Here is a 19,595-nt window from a genome sequence, read left to right as displayed (position 1 = left end):
CCCACCGCCGCCGTTCCGGCGCCTGATGCGCGCCGGCGGACGCGTTCGCATCCCGGGCGCCGCTCAGCCTCGCCACCTGGTGCCCGACAACAAGGAGACAGCCATGCGACAGCGCACGACCTTCGGTCCCGCCATTCCCTCCTCTTCACCATGCAGACGCCCGGGCGGCTGGCTGGCGATGGCCGCCACCGCGCTGTTGCTCGCTGCTTGCGGCGGCCACGATCACGACGACGACCATGGCCACAAGCCGCCGCCCCCGCAGCCGGTGGCGGGCTGCGAGCTCAACGGCACGACCGGCGGCGAGGTGATCGTGCTGCCCGGCGAACCGGGCGCGCCCGAGGTGGCGACCGGCTACGCGCCGAAGCGGACGGTCTATGCAAAGACCTATATGGCGGTGACCAACAATCCGGTCTCGACCAAGGTCGCCTGCGACATCCTGAAGGACGGCGGTACCGCGGTCGATGCCGCAGTGGCCGCGCAAATGGTGCTGAACCTCGTCGAGCCGCAGTCGTCGGGCATCGGCGGCGGCGCCTTCATCATGCATTACGACGCGCAGACGAAGAAGGTCATCGCCTACGACGGCCGCGAGACCGCGCCCGCCGGCGCCGATGAGAACTACCTGCGCTGGAAGTCGCCGACCGACCAGACTCCGCCGCTGCCCAACGCGGTACGCAGCGGCCGCTCGATCGGCACGCCGGGCACGCTGCGGGTGCTCGAGCTCGCGCATCGCGACTACGGCAAGAAGACGTGGAAGGAGCTGTTCTCGCCGGCGATCAAGCTGGCCACCGACGGCTTCGCCATTCCGCCGCGCATGGCCGCATCGATCTCCGGGGCCACCACCGTGCAGAACATCAAGCGCGATCCGGAGATGGCCGCCTACTTCCTGAATCCCGATGGCACCCCGCGCGCGGTCAATACGATCCTGAAGAATCCGGCGCTGGCGCAGACCTTCACGGCGGTGGCGGAGGGCGGCGCCGATGCCTTCTACAAGGACGGCCCGATCGCGCGGGCAATCGTCGACAAGATCCGCACCACCTACGATGGCAACACCACGCCGGGCGTGACCACGCTCGACGATCTCGCCAACTACCAGGCAAAGAAGCGCGAGCCGGTCTGCACCACCTACCGGCAATACGAGATCTGCGGCATGCCGCCGCCGTCCTCGGGCGGCATCGCGGTCGGTCAGATTCTCGGCATCCTGGAGAACTTCGACATGGCCAGCCATGCGCCGACCAGCATGGACCAGAACGGCGGCAAGCCCAGCGTCACCGGCGTGCATCTGGTCGGCGAGGCGGGCAACCTGGCCTATGCCGATCGGAACCAGTACGTGGCCGACACCGACTTCGTGCCGCTGCCCGGCGGCAGCCCGGACACGATGCTCAACAAGGGCTATCTGGCCCAGCGCGCCGGCATGATCAGCCTGACCGCGGCGATGCCGCGGCCCGTGCCGGCCGGCAATTTCGGTGGGGCACCGATGGGAGCGCCGATCATCGCGGAGCGCGGCACCACCCATCTGTCGCTGGTCGACAAGTACGGCAACGTGGTGGCGATGACGACGACCATCGAATCGGGGCTGGGCTCGTACCACATGACCGGTGGCTTCCTGCTGAACAACGAGCTGACCGACTTCAGCGCGGAGCCGGTCGACGCGAACGGTGCGCAGATTGCCAACCGTGTGCAGCCGCTGAAGCGGCCGCGCAGCTCGATGTCGCCGACGCTGGTATTCGAGCGCAAGGGCGATGGCAGCCGCGGCGACTTCAAGATGACCACCGGTTCGCCTGGCGGTGCCACCATCATCCAGTACGTCGCCAAGACCCTGGTCGGCGTGCTCGACTGGAAGATGGATGCGCAGCAGGCGGTGTCAATGATCGACTTCGGCTCGAACAACGCCACGATGATCGTCGGCGGCGAGCATCCGAACGTCGACACCAGCACGCCGCAGGGCGGACTGCCGGGCGACAACGATCCGCTGGTCAAGGGCCTGCGCAATCTGGGTCACACCGTCAGCGTGGGCAACCAGTCGAGCGGCCTGTCTGCGATCGTGCGAGAGACGATCGGCGGTGCGCCGGCGCTGGTCGGCGGTGCCGATCCGCGGCGCGAGGGCGTGGTGCTGGGCGATACGTTCCGGCCGTGACGTCGGCGCGTTAGCGCAGCACGCAGGGGCGGGCCGGGTCCTGTGCAAGCAGGCCCGGCCCGTTTTTGCTGGCCTCTGTGCGAGGGTGCCCGCATGCTCGCCGGTACAATGGCCGCTTTTCGCTTCCGCACACTCTGACCCCCGCTCCCATGACCACGCTAGGAACGCCCCTTTCCCCCCATGCCACCAAAGTGATGCTGCTCGGCTCCGGGGAGCTCGGCAAGGAAGTGCTGATCGCCCTGCAGCGACTCGGCGTCGAAACCATTGCGGTCGATCGCTACGACCATGCCCCCGGTCAGCAGGTCGCGCACCATGCACGCACCATCGCGATGAGCGACCCGGAGCAATTGAAGGCGCTGATCGAGGCGGAGCGGCCCGATCTGGTGGTGCCCGAGATCGAGGCGATCGCCACGCCGATGCTCGAAGCACTGGAAGCGGCGGGCACGGTGCGCGTGATTCCGACCGCCCGCGCTGCGCGCCTGACGATGGACCGCGAAGGCATTCGCCGGCTGGCAGCCGAGACCCTTGGCCTGCCGACCAGCCCGTACCGCTTCTGCGATTCGTTGGACGAATTGCGCGCGGCCATCGACGGCGGCATCGGCTATCCGTGCGTGGTCAAGCCGGTGATGAGCAGTTCGGGCAAGGGCCAGAGCAAGCTCGACGGCCCGCAGGATGTCGAGCGCGCGTGGGAATACGCGATGGCCGGCGGGCGCGTCAGCCACGGCCGCGTGATCGTGGAAGGCTTCATCGACTTCGATTACGAGATCACGCTGCTGACCGTGCGCGCGCGCGGCGCCGACGGCAGCATCGAGACGCATTTCTGCGAGCCGATCGGCCATCTGCAGCAGGCCGGCGATTACGTCGAGAGCTGGCAGCCCCATCCGATGCACCCGCTCGCGCTGCAGAAGGCGCGCGAGATCGCCCGCGCGGTGACCGGCGATCTCGGCGGGCAGGGCCTGTTCGGTGTCGAGCTGTTCGTCAAGGGCGAGCAGGTCTGGTTCAGCGAGGTCAGCCCGCGCCCGCACGATACCGGCATGGTGACGATGATCACGCAGTGGCAGAGCGAGTTCGAACTGCATGCCCGCGCGATTCTCGGCCTGCCGGTCGATACCACGCTGAAGAGCCCGGGTGCCAGCGCGGTGATCTATGGCGGCGTGGAAGGCGAGGGCGTGGTGTTCGACGGCGTCGACGAGGCGCTGCGCGTGCCGCGCACCGATCTGCGGCTGTTCGGCAAGCCGGAGAGCTTTGCCAGGCGCCGCATGGGCGTGGCGCTGGCCTACGACGCCGACGTCGAGGCCGCGCGGGCCAACGCGCGCGAAGCGGCGGGCAAGGTCGTGCCGCGGCTGCCGGACTGATCCACCGCCCGCGGCAGCCACATGCCGACCCACAGTCCGCGCGGCAAGGCATTGCGCGCCGCGATGCCACCGCCGTGCGCCGCGATGCTGGCCATCGCGATGCTCAGGCCAAGCCCCGAGCCTTCGCCGTCCGGCCGCGCGCCGTCGCGGACCCGATAGAAGGGCTCGAACAGATGCGGCAGCGCGTCGGGCGGCACGCCCGGACCGCCATCGACGATATCGAGTTCGAGCCGATCGCCAGCGCTGCGCAGCGTCACGCGGATCGGCGCGCCCGAATCGGTATGCCGGATCGCGTTGCGCAGCACGTTGTCGATCGCGCTGGACAGGCGCACGCGGTCTCCCATCACCATGGCGGGCGGCGGCGCGGTCCATTCGACGGAGACGCCGCGCGCCGCGGCTTCGAAGCGGGCGTCCTCGACCACGGCGTCCACCACGCCGACCAGTTCCAGCGGCTGTAACGGCAGCCCCTTGGCGCCGAGCCGGGCCAGCGTCAGCGTATGCGCGACCAGCCCGTCGAGGCGCGCGACCTCGCGCTCGATCCGATCGAGCTGCACCGACAGCCGGCCATCGTCGCGCCTGGCCAGTTCGCTGGAGACCCGCAGCCGCGCCAGCGGCGAGCGCAGTTCATGGGCGATATTGCGCAGCATCCGTTCGCGCGATCTGACCAGCGCCTCCAGCCGCGCCGCCATGCTGTCGAAGTCGCGCGCAAGGTGGCCGAGTTCGTCGGCACGCGCCGCCATCGCGGGCGGCATGCGCGCACGCAGATCGCCGCCAGCCAGCGCGCGGACCGCCTCGCGCAGGCTGCGCACCGGTGCCGTGACATGGCGCGTCAGCGCCCAGCACAGCGGCGCGCTCACCGCCAGCGCGAACAGGCCCAGCGCCAGCATCACCGGCGACAGGTGCAGCATCTCCCAACGCGAGGAATCGAACGGCAGGAACACCAGCAGCAGATCCTCGCCATCGGGCAGCGGGATCGCCTGCGGGTCCCACCATGACACGCTGGCGCCGGGGTCGAGCGGCAGCGTGCCGCGATCGTGGTCGAGCGGCGCGCTCTGGGCGGGCGCATGGCTCGGGCGCTCCAGCGTACTGACCCAGTCATGCACCCGTGTCGGCAGCCGACGGCCGAGGATGTCGGCGTTGTGCTGGTCGACCAGGTAGATCTGCAGCGCCGAGAAGCGCGAGTCCATCGCGCGCACCCAACGTTCCAGCCCCGGCCGGCCCTGCGTGCGTGCGATCTGCAGGGCGTCCTGCGTCAGGCTGGCGGGATTGAGGCCGTCCAGCGCCTGGAAGCGATACCAGGCGACCGACGCGGTCAGCGCCATGCCGATCGCCACGATCGCGGCCATGCCGGCCCAGAAGGCGAGGAAGTTGCGCCAGAACAGCGGCAGCGAGGCCATCGTCAGGTCACCAGCACGTAGCCGCGTCCGCGCTGGTTGCGGATGGCGGTCGTGGCCCGGCACCCATCCGCTCCGAGCTTGCGGCGCAGGCTGCTGATATGCGTGTCGATACTGCGGTCGTAGCGGTCGGGCACGCGTCCCAGCGCGTACTGGCCGAGCTGTTCGCGCGCCACCACCTGTCCCGCCGAGCGCATCAGCATTTCGAGCAGCCGCGCTTCCGTGCCCGTCAGCGAGGCTTCGCCATGGGGCTGCGTGACCTTGCCCGAGGGCAGGTGCAAGGTCAGTCCACCAACCGTCAGCGTGTCGGGCCCGCTGTCCGGCGTCGTGTCGAAGCGGCGCAGCACCGCGCCGATGCGCGCCTTCAGCTCGCGCGGGCTGAACGGCTTGGCGAGATAGTCGTCGGCACCCAGCTCCAGTCCGATCACGCGATCGGTCTCGTCGCCATGCGCGGTGAACATGATGACCGGGCGCTGCGAACGCGCGCGATGGCGGCGCAGCAGTTCGAGCCCATTGCCGTCGGGCAGCATCAGATCGAGCAGCGCCAGATCGTGGTCGTCGCGCGCCAGCAGCGCCTCCCCGTCGGCGCCGCGATGCGCGACCGAGAATTGCCAGCGCTCCGGCTCGAAGTATTCGCGCAGCATCTGCGTCAGTTCGACGTCGTCGTCGATCAGCAGGATTCGGCGCGGCGCGTCGGGCGAGCGGACTTGCATACGTGTTGGAAGGGGTGAGGCACCGTTCCGGTGACGCGGTGGCGCGCTACGTCAAGAAGTGCAAAGAAGTCAAAAGCTGTCCAAAGCTCGTTGATGAGCCCGGCGGGCCACATTCTAATATGAGAATGATTGTCATTCACAGAAACGGCCGCATACGACGTGCCGGGCATACGGGGAAATCGCGAGCATGAGCAGCAGCAGTGAGATCGGGAGCGGCGCGGCCGAGAGCAGGTCGCGCGTGGTCACGGGAACGACGCGCCATACGGCAACGATGCGGCAACGCAGACTGCGCGCGGTGGCAAGAGTCGCCGCGACGCTGTGCGCGGGCGGTGCCGGATGGATGGCAAGCGGTGCGCTGGCGCAGCAGGCCGATGCCGGCGCGACCGCGCCGGCCACACCGGCCACGCTGGAAACCGTGGTGGTCACCGCCTCCGGCTACGAGCAGCAGATCAAGGAGGCGCCCGCCTCGATTTCGGTGATCACGCGCGAGGAACTGGAGAACGGCGCCTATCGCGATATCAACGACGCGCTGATCGGCGTGCCGGGCGTGGTCGTCACCGGCGGCGCCGACCGGCAGGACATCAGCCTGCGCGGCATGGGCGCGAAATACACGCAGATCCTGATCGACGGCAAGCGCCAGAATTCGCGCGAGACCCGCACCAACTCGGACAGCGCCGGCGTCGAGGGCGGCTGGACACCGCCGCTGGCCGCCATCGAGCGGATCGAGGTGGTGCGCGGCCCGATGTCCTCGCTGTACGGCTCGGACGCGATGGGCGGCGTGATCAACATCATCACGCGCAAGGTGCCGAAGCGATGGACCGGCGAGGTGCGCACCGATGCCACGCTGCAGCAGCACAGCGGCTCCGGCAACATCTACCAGGGCAATTTCTATCTGGCCGGACCGCTGCAGACCGATCTGCTGGGCCTGCAGCTGTACGGCCAGACCACGCACCGCGGGGAGGACGACATCGCCCACGGCTTCCGCGGCCGCGATACGCGCAACGTGACCGCCAAGCTCGCACTGACGCCGAACCGCCATCACGACATCGTGCTCGAGGCCACCGCGATGCGGCAGAACATCGAGGAGACGCTGGGCAGGACCGTGGCGCCGCTGCCGCCCGGCGCGAGTTGCCCGCGCACCGGCTGCCCGGCATCGTCCGAGACCGACTACCGCAGCGAGAAATACGCGCTGTCGCACACCGGCCGCTGGGGCTTCGCGACCTCGGACAGCTATATCCAGCAGGAGGAGTTCGACAACCGCACGCGCCGGATGAAGATCAGGAACCTGGACATGCGCACCAGCTGGACGATGCCGCTCGGCAACCACATGCTGACCGTCGGCGCGAACTATCTGAACCAGCGGCTGAACGACCAGACCGGCAACCAGATCGCCGGCGGGCCGAACCAGGTCGAGCGTTACCAGTGGGCGCTGTTCGCCGAGGACGAATGGCGGCTGACCGAGCGCTTCGCGCTGACCGGCGGCCTGCGCATGGACAAGGACGAGAAGTTCGGCGACCACTACAGTCCGCGCCTGTACGGCGTCTGGCAGGTGGCCGACCGCTGGACCGTCAAGGGCGGCGTCTCGACCGGTTTCCGCGCGCCGGACCTGCGCCAGACCGTGGCCGGCTGGGGCCAGACCAGCCGCGGCGGCAATATGTACGGCAATCCGGACCTGAAGCCCGAGACCTCGGTCACGCAGGAGATCGGCCTGCTGTACGACAACGGCAGCGGCTTCCACGCCGGCTTCACCGTGTTCAACAACGACTTCAAGGACAAGATCACCCGCGTCGCCTGTCCGCTCACGCAGTGCACCGATGGGCCGAACCAGTTCGGCGCCAATCCGACCACCTACATGAACGTCGACAAGGCGTACTCGCGCGGCATCGAGGCGAACCTGAAGTGGCCGCTGGCGCGCGACTGGTCGCTGGTCGGCAGCTACACCTTCACCAAGTCCGAGCAGAAAAGCGGCCAGTACCGGGGCCAGCCGCTGAACCAGCTGCCGAAGCATCTGCTGACCGCGACGCTGAACTGGCAGGCCACCGGCGCGCTGCGCGCCTGGACTCGCGTCAACTATCGCGGCAAGGAAAGCCAGCCGATCACCGGGCCGTCGTCGACTACCGTGGTGGCGCCGTCGTACACCTTCGTCGACCTCGGCGCGAGCTATGCGGTCAACAAGAACGTGTCGGTATTCGCCGGCATCTACAACCTGTTCGACAAGTCGGTCCGCTATGCCGACTACGGCTATGTCGAAGACGGCCGGCGCTACTGGATGAGCGTCTCGGTCAAGTTCTGAGGAGTGCGGCCATGCCGTCGTTTCCGTTCACGATGTCCGCTGCGACGCGGGCCTTGCGCCGCGCGCGTGCAAGCGCGATCGCCGCGGCGTTCGCTGCGTCCTGCTGCGGCGCCTTCGCCGGGGCGCCGGCCGCCACGGCTGCCAACACCGGCCCCGCGCTGTCGATCGCCCATGCGAAGGGCATCACGACCCTGACCGATCGGCCCGCGAAGGTCGTCACGATGGACCTGGCGGCGCTCGATACGCTCGACGCGCTCGGCGTGCCGGTCGCGGGCGTTCCCGCAACGACGCTGCCCCCGCATCTGGCGCGCTATCGGGACGACGGCGTGGTCAAGGTCGGCACGCTGTTCGAACCGAATCAGGCGGTGATCGAGGCCATCGCGCCGGGCCTGATCGTCGTCGGCGGGCGTTCGGCCAAGCAGTACGAAGCGCTGTCCCGGCTCGCGCCCACCGTGGACCTGAGCATCGATCGCGGCGACCGCATCGGCAGCATCGCCCGTCATGCGGACAACCTGGGCCGCGTGTTCGGCCGGCAGCAGCAGGCCGCGGCCGCCGTGCGGGCGCTGCGCGCCGGCGTGGAGGCGCTGAAGCAACAGGCCGCCGCCGCCGGCACGGCGCTGGTCGTGCTGACCGCCGGCGACAACATCAGCGCGCAAGGCCCGGGCTCGCGCTTCGGCACCGTGCACGATGCATTCGGCTTCAAGGCCGCGCTGCCGGGTCTGAATCCAGAGGGCAGGGGAACGAAGCTGACGGTGCAGCAGATCCGCGACGCCAATCCCGACTGGCTGTTCGTGATCGACCGCGACACGGCGGTCGGCAAGCCAGCCTCGCCCGCGCTGGCCTCGCTCGATGGCGGTGCGTTTGGGCGCAATGCGGCCGGCAAGCCGGTGCGTGTGGTCAAGCTCGATCCGATCCTGTGGTACCTGATGGATGGCGGCGGACTGCGCGGCATGCAGCTGGCAGTGCAGCAACTGAGCGAGGCGATCGGCGGCGAGACGGCGCAAGGATCCGCGGCGCCGGCGAACGCGGCAAGCGAGCGCCGCTCGCAGCGTTAGGCGATCGGCGCCGCCGCGCCACTCAGGCCGCCGGCTCGGCGTGAATCTTCCCCAGCAGCCACTGCATCCCGGCCAGATGCTGCTGGTCGTGGCTGCACAGATAATGGACCAGGCTGCGGACCGTCAGTGGTCCGTAGCCCTCGAACTCCGCGGTGCGGGCCAGTTGCCGATCGTCCAGGCCGGCAAGCAACGCGACGGTCTTCTCGCGTGCCGTGCGGAAGTCTGCGAGCACCTGCGCGGCATCGGCCGTCGCATACGCGCGCTCGATCGCCAGCGCGTCGCCGTCGATCGACGGCAGCAGCGGGTGGGTCTCGCTCAGCGCGCGCTCGAAGCGCACGTGATAGCCGTCGATCTCGATATCGCGAACGTGGCACAACTGGCCGATCGCGGTGAACGGCTCGCTCGGCACACCCTCCCAACTGGCGGGTGACCAGTTGCGATGCGTGGCCGGAACGGCGGCGTGGAAGGTCTCAAGTTGGCGCGGGAAAGCGCGCAGGGCGGCAAGGGTGGCGGCGTCGATCATGTCGTGGGGGCGCTGGTGCGCAGCGTGGTGGAACGCGTCGCTCAATGTACCCAGCCACGGGGCACGCCGACAATCATGACGCCGCTGTTCTCCCTCGCCATACCGGAACAGAAGAACAGAAGAACAGAAGAACAGAAAAACAGAACCGAGCGGCAGCACCGCTAGGCGGCGGCCGCCTCGTCGCCGGCATTCCGATCGATCTGCCGCATTGCCTTCTCGATGTCCTCGGCCTCGGTTGGCCTGACCAGCCGCGCGACTTCCTTGCCGTCGCGCAGGAACACCAGCGTCGGCCACAGCTTGATGCGGAACGAGCGGCCCAGCGGACGGCCACTGCCGTCCTCGACCTTGATGTGCCGCACCCGTTCGTGGCGCGCAAAGGCCGAAGCGATCGGCGCCTGCGCCCGCATGCAGTAGCCGCACCAGGGCGCGCCGAATTCCAGCACCGCCGCGCCGGGGAGCGCGTCGATATCCTCGCGCGGCGGTTCGATTGCCATATAGGTTTCGGACATGGCCATTTTGTCGTCTCCATCGTTGTCGTCGATACCCATGATCTAGCGAAATTCACGCCAAGCCAGGCTCAAGTGTGTGGCGAAGCTGACGTAAACCCTGAATGAAACCACACTAACATCTGAATTAAGCGGCTAATGGGCCGCTTTTCTGATGGATAGCCGTCCCCTGGCCCACCATGAACATCAGTCAACGTCTGCTTTTCACGCTGTTCTTTTCCCTGTTCGGTTTGCTCGCCGTCGGCTTCGGCGGCATCTGGCAGTTGAACCAGGCCGAACAACGCCTCGAGTACTTCAACGAAAACACGCTGACCAGCGTGCGTCGGCTCAATGCGATCAAGGACAGCACCACCGCGATCCGGGTCCAGTTGTATCGCCACGCGCTGGCGGACGATCCCAAGGCCAAGGACGATGCCGAGCAGGAGATCGTCAACGCGATCAAGCGCTTCGACGATCTGGCCGCGAAGTACGAGCGCGAGGACATCTCCAACGATGCCGACCGCAAGCTGCTCGAGGAAGATCGCGCCGCACTGGCGCGCTACCGCGCCCAGCATGCCGCCTTCTTCGCGCTCTCGCGCACCAACGACACCGCCGGCCTGCACGCGATGCTGTCGTCGGGCGAGCTGCATCTGGCCTCGGCCGCGCTGCGCAAGCAGATCGACGCGCATCTGGACTTCAACACCAAAATGGGCGACGACTCGGTCGCCGAGAACCAGCGCGCCAGCGCGATCGCGGTGCGCGTGTTCGCTGCCGTGATCGGCGTGACCGTGCTGGCGGTCGCCGTGCTGGCGTGGCTGCTGTATCGCCGCATCCGCGACAGCCTCGGCGAGATGCAGGCCAGCATGCAGCATGTCAGCGAAACGCTGGACCTGACCCATCGCTCGCCGGTGCATCGTCTTGACGAGGTCGGCCGTACCGCGCAGAGCTTCAATGCGCTGCTCGATCGCGTTGCCGCGGCGATGCGCGAGGTGCGGCAGTCCAGCGATTCGGTCGGGGTGGCCGCACGCCAGATTGCGGCCGGCAACGCGGACCTGTCGTCGCGCACCGAGCAGCAGGCCGCCTCGCTCGAGGAGACGGCTTCCAGCATGGAAGAGCTGACCACCACGGTGCGCCACAACGCCGACAGCGCGCGCCAGGCCAGCACGCTGGCCGACAACGCCGCCGCCGTCGCGCAGCACGGCCATGTCGCCACCGGTCAGATGGTCGAGACGATGGGCGCAATCAGCACCAACTCGAACCGCATTGCCGAGATCACCGGCATGATCGAAGGCATCGCGTTCCAGACCAACATCCTGGCGCTGAACGCGGCCGTGGAAGCGGCGCGGGCGGGCGAGCAGGGCCGCGGTTTCGCGGTGGTGGCGGGCGAGGTCCGCACGCTGGCGCAGCGCTCGTCGAGCGCCGCCAAGGAGATCAAGGAACTGATCGACGCCTCGGTCACGACGGTGCGCACCGGCTCGGCGCAGGCCGAGGGCGTGGGCGCGACCATGAACGAGATCCAGCAGGCGGTCAAACAGGTGTCCGACATCATCGGCGAGATCGCTGCGGCCACTGGCGAACAGAGCCGCGGCATCGAGCAGGTCAACCAGGCGGTCGGCCAGATGGATCAGGTCACGCAGCAGAACGCCGCGCTGGTCGAGGAGGCCGCTGCCGCCGCCCATTCGCTGGACGAACAGGCCGCGCGCCTGCTCGAGACGGTGTCGATGTTCCGCCTCGCGGCCGGCCATGGTGCCGCCGCACCGTCGAAGGCGCCCGCGGCTCGCCACGCGCAACTGGCAGCGGCCTGACGCCGAAGCGCCGCGACCCGAGGCTTCGACGGCTCGGGCTGCGCTAGTGCCGGTTGGCGGCCACCCGCTGCACGGTGCCGCGATGGCCATCGACCGCCAGCGTATCGCCGTCGGTCAGTTGCGACAGGATGCCCGGCAGATTGACCACGGCCGGAATGCCGAACTCGCGCGCGACGATCGCACCGTGCGACAGGTAGCCGCCGGTCTCCATCACGAGGCCGCCGGCGCGCAGGAACAGCGGCGTCCAGGCCGGATCGGTGCTGGGCGCGACCAGGATGTCGCCGTTTGCCATCGCGGTCGCCTGTTGCGGGCTGCGCGCGACGCAGGCCGGTCCCTGTGCCTGGCCGGCGCCGACCGGGGTGCCTGTCCAGCGGCCGGCGGCGGCATCGGCCAGCGATGCGGCATCCGGGGGCGCTGAAGGCAACACCGCCGGCAGCGCGCCCGGCTGTTCCACGATCACCGCGGGCTCGGCTTCGGCGGCCTGGCGAGCCAGGATCTCCGCGCGCCGCGCCGCGCGCCGGGCGGCATGCCACAGCGGCAGGCGGCCTTCCGCGGCAGCCAGCAATTCGTGGGCGGTCAGATGGAACACATCTTCGGGCCGCGCCAGGCGCTGGCCTTGACCCGGATCGCCGGCACCGGCCAGGTGCGTGCCCAACGCCAGCGCGGTACGCCGCACGGCTTCCAGATACCGCATCAAGGCGCTGCGCGCCGCCTCGCGCTGATTGCACTCGCGCGTCGCCACCCGCACCATCCGCCGCAGCAGCGGCAGCATCATCGGCCGGGCCAGCGGCGCAATCGCGTCGCGCAGGTGCCGCCATGCGGCGCGCGCCGCGTCGTGCTGGCGCTGTCGCACCGCATGCGTGCTGGTGCCGATCATGCCGACCACGGTATCGAGCAGATAGTCGGGTGCCTCGCGCCAGCGGGGCTGCCGCACATAGCTCTCCGCAGTGGCGCGATGGCCGTAGCGCTCGAGAAATTCGGCGAACGCGCTGCGGAACGGGCTGTGGGGCGGCAGCGCTTGTTCCCATTGCGCGCCAACGCGGCCTGCGCTGCGCAGCCACGCCAGCGCGTCGCGGTCGGCCGCTGCGGTCTCGGCCAGCATGATCAGCGCATAGCCCTGCTGGGCGGTGACGCTCGGTTCGCCGCCCGCCATCAGTGCGGCGGTCAACGCATAGCCTTCGCCGGGACAGTACCGCTCCACGAGATCGACCAGCCCTGCCAGCGTGCCGCCGGCGGATCCCTGCAGAAAGAACAGCGCATCGGCCTGCGCGACCGTGCGGAACTGCTCGCGCAGCAGCCGTGCCAGCGCGGCGGGATCGTCGGGCAGCGTTTGCTGGCGCCACTGGCGCGTCTGCTCGGCGGCGCGCGCCAGCGCGGCTTCGCCCCGGCGCCGTTGTCCCGGTGAGCGCGCCAGATAGCGGAGCATGCGCAGGCCGCGTGCGAGCCGGTCGCGCCCGCTTGGCGGCGGCACGGCGATCTCCGGCTGGGTGCCGCCGAGCAAGCGGTTGACCGCTTCGGGACGCACGCCCAGGGCGTCGTAGCATTCCCATTGCATCAGCGACACGTCCAGATACAGGCGGCCGTCGAACAGCGCCGCATGCTCCGTGCCGGCCAATATCGGATAGCCGGACAGCCGGAAGCCGAGCGTCAGCATCCGGTTGGCCATCGTCCGGCAGCCGTGCCAATCCAAAGCGGACAGCGGGTCGGGCATGATCTCGCGGGTATTGCCGCGGGACCAGTAACGCGGCTGCTCGCGCAGCGCCCGATATGTGTGCCGCGCCCGTGCGGTGACGGGGCGCGCCTGCACGATCCAGAAGCGCTCGCCGTCCCAGACCCATTCGATGTCGTAGCGGGGACTGGCGAAGTCGAGGGCGCTCGCGGCGTCGCGCGCCAGTTCGGCGAGCGCGACGGCCTGCGCGTCGGACAGCACCGCCTGAACGGCCTGCTGCGCGGGCGTGTCGATCACGGCGGTGCCGCCGCCGGACAGGATCTGCGTCATCCGCTGCTTGCTGCCAAGCCGGCGTCCGATGACGCGCAGCGTATCGTCCCCGTCGGTGCTTTCGTTGTTCTGCAACCGATATTCGTCGCCATCGGCCTGTCCGCCGACCAGCGCTTCGCCGAGGCCCCAATGCGCATGGATCAGCAACTGATCGTCGCGGCCCGATAGCGGATCGCAGGTGAAGGCGATGCCGGCCGCCACTGCGCGCAGCAGCGGCATCACCACGACCGCCATCGACGGCGCTTCCCGATCGAGTCCGAGGCGCTGCCGATAGGCGACCGCGGCCGGTTCCCATACCGAATCCCAGGCGGCCTGCACTGCCTCGGCCACGGCATCCACGCCGATTACGTTCAGCCGCGACAGGTGGATGCCGGCGAACGAGGCCTGGGCCGAATCCTCCTGCGGAGCCGACGAGCGGACCGCCAGCGGGATCGTCTCCCAGTCACGGACCGCCAGTTCACGAGCGAGCGCGTCGCGCAGAGCCTGACATACCGGGTCGCCGGCGCGCCGGTCGCGGCTGGCATCGGCATGGATCACGAAGCCGTCGGGCACCGGCACGCCCAACTGCGCCATCAGCGCCAGCTGCCAGCCCTTGCCGCCGGCGGCCGTGGGGCCGTGCGCGGCAGCGGCCGGCCAGTCGAGCAACAGCGTGCTCATCGTTCGAGCTCCGGCTCCGCGGCACGTGCGGCGCCGTGAAAGAACAGGTCGACGATGGCCGCGAACTCGGCGCGCAGATCGCCGTCGGCGGCTGCGAGCCAGCGCATCAGCGCGCCCAGATACAGATGGTGGAACAGCGTGGCCAGCTGCCCCGACGGCAGGTCGCGCCGCAGTTCGCCGCTTTGCTGCGCGGCCGCCATCAGGGCATCGAAGGCCAGGTCCATGCCGCTGCGCCCGGGCGCCGCTTCGCGGTCGCCATTGACGTCATGGGCGCCCGGCCCGAAGCGGCCCGGCCCGAGGTCGAGAAAGCGAAAGCGCAGATAGTGGGGCAGGTAGCCGCGGCGCGCCTCGCACCAGTCGGCCGATGCCGACAGCAGATAGCACAGCCTCGCCTGAAAGCTGCCGAGCCCGTCCAGCGCCGCGCGCAACTGCTGCAGTCCGGCGGCCAGCTCGCCGTGGAACTGGTGGGCCAGCAGCGCCTCCTTGACCGGGAAATGGTTGTACAGCGTGCCCTTGGCCACGTCGGCCTGCGCGGCGATCTGCTCCATCGTGACCGCGTCGTAGCCGTGCGTTTCGAATAGCGCGAAGGCGGTCGCGGCGAGATGGTCCAGCGTCTGGTTGCGCTTGCGCTGGCGCCGCCCCAACGGCGGGGCGGCGCAGGCGTTGGCCGCGTGGGCGGGAGAGTCGAACGGCGTTTGAGCGGATCGCTGTGGCGTGGCTTCCATTTGCACGTCGCTTAATTTTGAACGTCGTGCAATTTTATGCGCCGCAATGCGCTTGTCAAGCGATTCGAGCAAACGCTCAGACGACGGTCTCCGCCTCGGTGTCGCCGATATAGACGACCTTCTCGGTCATCGGATCGAACGGCAGCGAGCCGTGCTCGTGTATCACCAGCCAGCGGCCATCGCGCTTCTGGAAGCAGACCGTGATGCGGATCCAGGTGCCGCCGGCCGGATGATCCGGCTCGTCCAATGGGGCGATGCGGCTCAGGCAATGGCAGAAGGCGAGATCGGCGCCGACGGTCAGCGCGATGTCCTTGCGTTCGGAGCGGAAGCGCTGGGGCAGATACGGAAAGCATGCCTCCCAGGTGGCCCGGTACGCGTCGACGCCTTGCAGCGCATAGGGCGGCTTGACGTCGAACATCGCCACGTCGGGCGCATAGTTCGCGGTCATGGCGGCGACGTCGCGCCGTTCCAGCGCTTCGGCCCAGTCCTCCATCATCTGCAGGATGATGCGCTCATTGGTCTGCTCGTCCTTGCTGATGCTCATGATGTGCTCCTTGTCGGTTCGGTGGCGAACCCGCCGGCCGGCCATCGGCCCGGGCCGTACGGCGGTTCCTATACCCTTGTCGAACGGCGCCGGGCCGATTCGACAGCGCCGTGGAACTTTGGAGCGCCGCTGGAATCTCGTGCTCTAAAATGCACAGAACCGGGTTTGCCACCGCTGGCAGCGGCGGCATTCGCGCCGATACTTGTCGGAAGACCTGTCAGGTCGCAAACCATCGAGGAGTGCGTCATGAGGAAGGTTCGTCTTGTCATCGTGCTGGGTGCCGTCATGCTGCTGGTCGGCGGCTGCTTCCTGCTGGGCATGGGTGACCGCGCCAGGTTGACTGTGGCGCAGGGCACCGGTCCTTCGCCGACCCTGCCGCCGCCGAACAAGACCTTGCTGCCCACCGTGGACATCGCGCCGGCGATCGGCTGGCCGGACGGCGCGAGGCCGACGCCGGCGCCCGGGCTCTCCGTGACCGCCTTCGCCGACGGCCTCGATCATCCCCGCTGGCTCTATGTGCTGCCCAACGGCGACGTGCTGGTGGCCGAGTCGAATGCGCCGCCCAAGCCCGAGTCCGGCAAGGGCATCCGCGACTGGGTCATGAAGCTGGTGATGAAACGCGCCGGCGCCGGGACCCCAAGCGCCAACCGCATCACGCTGCTGCGCGATACCGACCGCGACGGCGTCGCCGACAAGCGCTCGGTGTTCCTGCAGGGCTTGAATTCGCCGTTCGGCATGGTGCTGGTGGGGAACGACTTTTATGTCGCCAATGCCGATGCGCTGATGCGTTTTCGCTACCGTCCCGGCGCCGACCGGATCGACGAGCCCGGCGTCAAGGTGGTGGATCTGCCCGCCGGCATCAACCACCACTGGACCAAGAACGTGATCGCCAGCCACGATGGGCGCAAGCTGTACATCACGGTCGGCTCGAACAGCAATGTCGGCGAGAAAGGCATGGAGATCGAAGAGGGCCGCGCCGCGATCTGGGAACTCGATCGCGCCAGCGGCAAGATGCGCCTGTATGCGACCGGCCTGCGCAATCCGAACGGTCTCGCCTGGGAACCGGTGACCGGCCAGCTGTGGACGGCGGTCAACGAGCGCGACGAGATCGGCAGCGATCTGGTCCCCGACTACATCACCGCGGTGCGGGATGGCGGCTTCTACGGCTGGCCGTACAGCTATTGGGGCCAGCACGTCGATACGCGGGTCAAGCCGCAGCGGCCCGAACTGGTTGCCACCGCGCTGGTCCCCGACTATGCGCTCGGCCCGCATACCGCATCGCTGGGCATCACGTTCGCGGACGGATTGCGCTGGCCCGAGCCGTTTCGCGAAGGGTTGTTCGTCGGCCAGCATGGCTCGTGGAACCGCAAGCCCAAGAGCGGCTACAAGGTGATTTTCGTGCCGTTCCGCGGCGGCGTGCCAAAGGGCGAGCCGATCGATGTGCTGACCGGCTTCCTCGATGGCAACGAGCGCGCCCATGGCCGTCCGGTCGACGTCAAGGACGATCGCCGGGGCGGGCTGCTGGTGACCGACGATGTCGGCAACGTGGTCTGGCGCGTGACGGCGATGACGCCGAAGCGCCGATGAGGGGCGGTGGAGCGGGGTGGGCGGCCGCCGTGTTGCTGCCGCTGTCGGGATGGGCCGTCGCACAGGATGCGCCCACGGCGCCGGATTCGGGTTCGGATGCGGAGCGGGCGCTGGCGCCAGTGGTGGTGACGGCCACGCGCATCGACGCCTCGGTATTCGATACGCCCGCATCGGCCGACGTGGTCTCCGGCAGCGCGCTGCGCGAGGGCCGACCGCAGATCAATCTGAGCGAGGGGCTCGGCGGCGTGCCGGGCCTGCTGGTCAAGGACCGGCACAACTATGCGCAGGACCTGCAGTTGTCGATCCGCGGTTTCGGCGCCCGTTCGAGCTTCGGCGTGCGCGGCCTGCGGCTGTATGTCGACGGCATTCCCGCGACGATGCCGGACGGGCAGGGGCAGACGTCGAACATCGATATCGCCTCGATCGATCGCGTCGAGGTATTGCGCGGTCCCGCGTCGGCGTTGTACGGCAATGCGTCCGGTGGCGTGATCCAGGTCTGGACCGAGCCGGGCGCCCGCCCGCCGCTGCTCGAAGGCAGCTTCGGCGCCGGCAGCTACGGCACCTGGCGCTATGGCCTGAAGGCCAGCGGCGCGCCGGCCGAAGGCGAGCCGGGTCTGGACTATCTGGTCAGCGCATCGCGCTTCACCACCGAGGGGTATCGCGACCACAGTGCCGCGCGCAAGAACCTGGGCAATGCGAGGCTGACCTGGCGTCCCCATGCCGACAGCAGCTGGACGCTGGTGGCGAACGCGGTCGATCTGAGCGCGCAGGATCCGCTCGGGCTGACACGCGCGCAGTTCGAGACCGCGCCGCGCTCGGCGCCGCTGGCCGAACAGTTCAACACCCGCAAGACCGTGCAGCAGGCGCAAGGCGGCCTGCGCCACGAGCGCCGGATCGACGCCAACAACACGCTGATGGCGATGGTCTACTACGGCCAGCGCGAGACGCGCCAGTTCCTGTCGATTCCACCCGCGGCGCAGCGCAGCCCCTTGTCGGCCGGCGGTGTCATCGACCTGGCCCGCGACTACGGCGGGGCGGACCTGCGCTGGACGCACCATGCGCAGGTCGGCCACATGCCGTTGACGCTGATTGCGGGACTGGCCTACGACACGATGGAGGAAACGCGCCGCGGCTACGAGAACTTCATTGGCAGCGCCGAGCAGCCCGTGCTCGGCGAACAGGGTCGCCTGCGGCGCGACGAACGCAACACGGTCTGGAACTTCGATCAGTATCTGCAGGCTTCGCTGGACTTGACCCCGCGCTGGACCGTCGAAGCGGGCCTGCGCCACAGCACCGTGCGCTTTTCGTCGAGCGACCGCTATATCGTCGGCGCCAATGGCGACGACAGCGGCTCGGTGCGTTACGACAAGTGGTTGCCGGTCGGGGCGGTACGCTATCGCGTCGGCGACTCGCTGAATCTGTATGCCACCGCCGGACGCGGCTTCGAAACGCCGACGCTCAACGAAATCTCGTATCGCCCGGACGGCGCGGCCGGCCTCAATTTCGCGCTGCGCCCGGCCACCAGCACGTCGGTCGAAGTCGGCGCCAAGCAGAAGCTGGCCGGCGGCCTGCTGACCGCCGCGCTGTTCCAGACCCGCACCGATCAGGAGATCGTCACCGCCACCAGCAGCGGCGGCCGCGCCAGCTATCGCAATGCCGGCCGCACACTGCGCCAGGGCCTGGAACTCGGCTGGAGCGGCGTGCTGCATCGGCATTGGCAGGCGCAACTGGCCTACAGCTTTCTCGACGCGACCTTCCGCGACACGGTGCCGCCCGGCATCGTCGCCGGCAACCGCCTTCCCGGCACCGCCCGCCACGCCTTCTATGGCGCGCTGGGATGGGCTCCGCCGCGCGGCTGGCGCGCCGGCATCGACGTGCGCTATCTGAGCGCGGTCCCGGTAGACGATCGCAACAGCGACCGCGCGCCCGGCTATTTAGTGACCGGCATCCAGGCGAGCTACGCAATGCCCTTCGGCCGCTGGACCGTCAATGCCTTTGCGCGCATCGACAATCTGTTCGACCGCCGCTATGCGGGATCGGTGATCGTCAACGATGGTAATGGGCGATATTTCGAGCCGGCGGCGGGGCGCAATGCCTTTGCGGGGATATCGCTGTCGTATGCGTTCTGAGACCGGCGTTTTGAGACCGGCGTTCCAAGTCCCGCCGTTCTGAGAACGGCTTTCTGAAGCCGGTATTGCGGTAATTGCTCCGTTAATTCCGTGCCGCGAAGAATGCAATGGAGTTCGCAGAAAGCGGGCCGTGTTTCAGCTCTTACAATATGTCACGCCTTTCCGGAGCGACGGGAAATTATGCTCAAGATTCCCAA

14 protein-coding genes are annotated in these 19,595 nt (G+C 68.7%); 7 read left to right on the top strand and 7 right to left on the bottom strand.

All coding sequences use genetic code 11. From position 1 onward, the window contains the following. Positions 1-103 precede the first annotated feature (103 nt). Positions 104-2,134, top strand: a complete 2,031-nt coding sequence (locus HTY53_RS03955; RefSeq protein WP_174105163.1) for a gamma-glutamyltransferase family protein — start codon at positions 104-106, stop codon at positions 2,132-2,134. A gap of 149 nt (positions 2,135-2,283) precedes the next feature. Next, complete coding sequence (gene purT / locus HTY53_RS03950) at positions 2,284-3,489, top strand: formate-dependent phosphoribosylglycinamide formyltransferase (RefSeq protein WP_174105162.1); 1,206 nt, start codon at positions 2,284-2,286, stop codon at positions 3,487-3,489. Here the strand turns inward: purT and HTY53_RS03945 are convergent. Both HTY53_RS03945 and HTY53_RS03940 read right to left on the bottom strand, forming a co-directional pair. Next, positions 3,411-4,886 (bottom strand): sensor histidine kinase, encoded by a 1,476-nt coding sequence (locus HTY53_RS03945; protein WP_174105161.1) that lies wholly within the window; start codon positions 4,884-4,886, stop codon positions 3,411-3,413. The genes purT and HTY53_RS03945 overlap by 79 nt on opposite strands. Positions 4,887-4,888: 2 nt before the next feature. After that, a complete protein-coding gene (locus HTY53_RS03940; RefSeq protein WP_174105160.1) occupies positions 4,889-5,596 on the bottom strand; it encodes a response regulator transcription factor in 708 nt (235 codons plus the stop codon). A 340-nt stretch (positions 5,597-5,936) separates the two neighbouring features. Here HTY53_RS03940 and HTY53_RS03935 point away from each other — a divergent pair, with 340 nt between their 5' ends. Next, positions 5,937-7,889 carry a ligand-gated channel protein gene (locus tag HTY53_RS03935; protein ID WP_254599811.1) on the top strand — a complete coding sequence of 651 codons (1,953 nt, stop codon included), beginning with the start codon at positions 5,937-5,939 and terminating at the stop codon, positions 7,887-7,889. Between the two features lie 11 nt (positions 7,890-7,900). Next, positions 7,901-8,944 carry a siderophore ABC transporter substrate-binding protein gene (locus tag HTY53_RS03930; protein ID WP_174105159.1) on the top strand — a complete coding sequence of 348 codons (1,044 nt, stop codon included), beginning with the start codon at positions 7,901-7,903 and terminating at the stop codon, positions 8,942-8,944. A 22-nt stretch (positions 8,945-8,966) separates the two neighbouring features. On the opposite strand, the gene HTY53_RS03925 is transcribed toward HTY53_RS03930, so the two are convergent. Further along, on the bottom strand, positions 8,967-9,467 hold the full coding sequence (locus tag HTY53_RS03925) for a DinB family protein (protein ID WP_217435505.1): 501 nt from the start codon (positions 9,465-9,467) through the stop codon (positions 8,967-8,969). Positions 9,468-9,628: 161 nt separating this feature from the next. Then, positions 9,629-9,982 carry a thioredoxin family protein gene (locus tag HTY53_RS03920; RefSeq protein ID WP_174105158.1) on the bottom strand — a complete coding sequence of 118 codons (354 nt, stop codon included), beginning with the start codon at positions 9,980-9,982 and terminating at the stop codon, positions 9,629-9,631. A 170-nt stretch (positions 9,983-10,152) separates the two neighbouring features. On the opposite strand from HTY53_RS03920, the gene HTY53_RS03915 reads away from it, so the two are divergent. After that, on the top strand, positions 10,153-11,757 hold the full coding sequence (locus tag HTY53_RS03915; protein WP_174105157.1) for a methyl-accepting chemotaxis protein: 1,605 nt from the start codon (positions 10,153-10,155) through the stop codon (positions 11,755-11,757). A gap of 43 nt (positions 11,758-11,800) precedes the next feature. On the opposite strand, the gene HTY53_RS03910 is transcribed toward HTY53_RS03915, so the two are convergent. The 3 genes from HTY53_RS03910 to HTY53_RS03900 all read right to left on the bottom strand — a co-directional run bounded on the left by HTY53_RS03910 (position 11,801) and on the right by HTY53_RS03900 (position 15,682). Further along, complete coding sequence (locus HTY53_RS03910; RefSeq protein ID WP_174105156.1) at positions 11,801-14,413, bottom strand: PEP/pyruvate-binding domain-containing protein; 2,613 nt, start codon at positions 14,411-14,413, stop codon at positions 11,801-11,803. Beyond that, positions 14,410-15,138, bottom strand: coding sequence for a TetR/AcrR family transcriptional regulator (locus HTY53_RS03905; protein ID WP_238509399.1), 729 nt, complete (start codon positions 15,136-15,138; stop codon positions 14,410-14,412). The genes HTY53_RS03910 and HTY53_RS03905 overlap by 4 nt, the downstream gene beginning before the upstream one ends. Positions 15,139-15,214: 76 nt before the next feature. Then, the gene (locus HTY53_RS03900) at positions 15,215-15,682 is read right to left on the bottom strand and encodes a YybH family protein (protein WP_174105155.1); all 468 of its coding nucleotides are present in this window, start codon (positions 15,680-15,682) and stop codon (positions 15,215-15,217) included. Positions 15,683-15,928: 246 nt separating this feature from the next. On the opposite strand from HTY53_RS03900, the gene HTY53_RS03895 reads away from it, so the two are divergent. Continuing rightward, the gene (locus tag HTY53_RS03895; RefSeq protein ID WP_174105154.1) at positions 15,929-17,269 is read left to right on the top strand and encodes a PQQ-dependent sugar dehydrogenase; all 1,341 of its coding nucleotides are present in this window, start codon (positions 15,929-15,931) and stop codon (positions 17,267-17,269) included. Beyond that, entirely contained in the window at positions 17,266-19,398 is a 2,133-nt protein-coding gene (locus tag HTY53_RS03890) for a TonB-dependent receptor family protein (protein WP_254599795.1), read from the top strand. Before HTY53_RS03895 ends, HTY53_RS03890 begins: the two co-directional genes overlap by 4 nt. Positions 19,399-19,595 lie beyond the last annotated feature (197 nt).

Origin of the sequence: Cupriavidus gilardii, from assembly GCF_013314895.1 — a bacterium.
In the GTDB taxonomy this organism is placed as follows: Bacteria; Pseudomonadota; Gammaproteobacteria; order Burkholderiales; family Burkholderiaceae; genus Cupriavidus; species Cupriavidus gilardii_C.
This window is presented reverse-complemented; position numbering and strand designations above follow the sequence as displayed.

Bases quoted from the DNA above. Each gene is read 5' to 3' on its own strand.
- HTY53_RS03930 (WP_174105159.1), top strand. From the start codon at position 7,901: ATGCCGTCGTTTCCGTTCACGATGTCCGCTGCGACGCGGGCCTTGCGC.
- HTY53_RS03940 (WP_174105160.1), bottom strand. From the start codon at position 5,596: ATGCAAGTCCGCTCGCCCGACGCGCCGCGCCGAATCCTGCTGATCGAC.
- HTY53_RS03910 (WP_174105156.1), bottom strand. From the start codon at position 14,413: ATGAGCACGCTGTTGCTCGACTGGCCGGCCGCTGCCGCGCACGGCCCC.
- HTY53_RS03945 (WP_174105161.1), bottom strand. From the start codon at position 4,886: ATGGCCTCGCTGCCGCTGTTCTGGCGCAACTTCCTCGCCTTCTGGGCC.
- HTY53_RS03905 (WP_238509399.1), bottom strand. From the start codon at position 15,138: ATGGAAGCCACGCCACAGCGATCCGCTCAAACGCCGTTCGACTCTCCC.
- HTY53_RS03925 (WP_217435505.1), bottom strand. From the start codon at position 9,467: ATGATCGACGCCGCCACCCTTGCCGCCCTGCGCGCTTTCCCGCGCCAA.
- HTY53_RS03955 (WP_174105163.1), top strand. From the start codon at position 104: ATGCGACAGCGCACGACCTTCGGTCCCGCCATTCCCTCCTCTTCACCA.
- HTY53_RS03890 (WP_254599795.1), top strand. From the start codon at position 17,266: ATGAGGGGCGGTGGAGCGGGGTGGGCGGCCGCCGTGTTGCTGCCGCTG.
- HTY53_RS03895 (WP_174105154.1), top strand. From the start codon at position 15,929: ATGAGGAAGGTTCGTCTTGTCATCGTGCTGGGTGCCGTCATGCTGCTG.
- HTY53_RS03920 (WP_174105158.1), bottom strand. From the start codon at position 9,982: ATGGCCATGTCCGAAACCTATATGGCAATCGAACCGCCGCGCGAGGAT.
- HTY53_RS03935 (WP_254599811.1), top strand. From the start codon at position 5,937: ATGGCAAGCGGTGCGCTGGCGCAGCAGGCCGATGCCGGCGCGACCGCG.
- HTY53_RS03915 (WP_174105157.1), top strand. From the start codon at position 10,153: ATGAACATCAGTCAACGTCTGCTTTTCACGCTGTTCTTTTCCCTGTTC.
- purT (WP_174105162.1), top strand. From the start codon at position 2,284: ATGACCACGCTAGGAACGCCCCTTTCCCCCCATGCCACCAAAGTGATG.
- HTY53_RS03900 (WP_174105155.1), bottom strand. From the start codon at position 15,682: ATGAGCATCAGCAAGGACGAGCAGACCAATGAGCGCATCATCCTGCAG.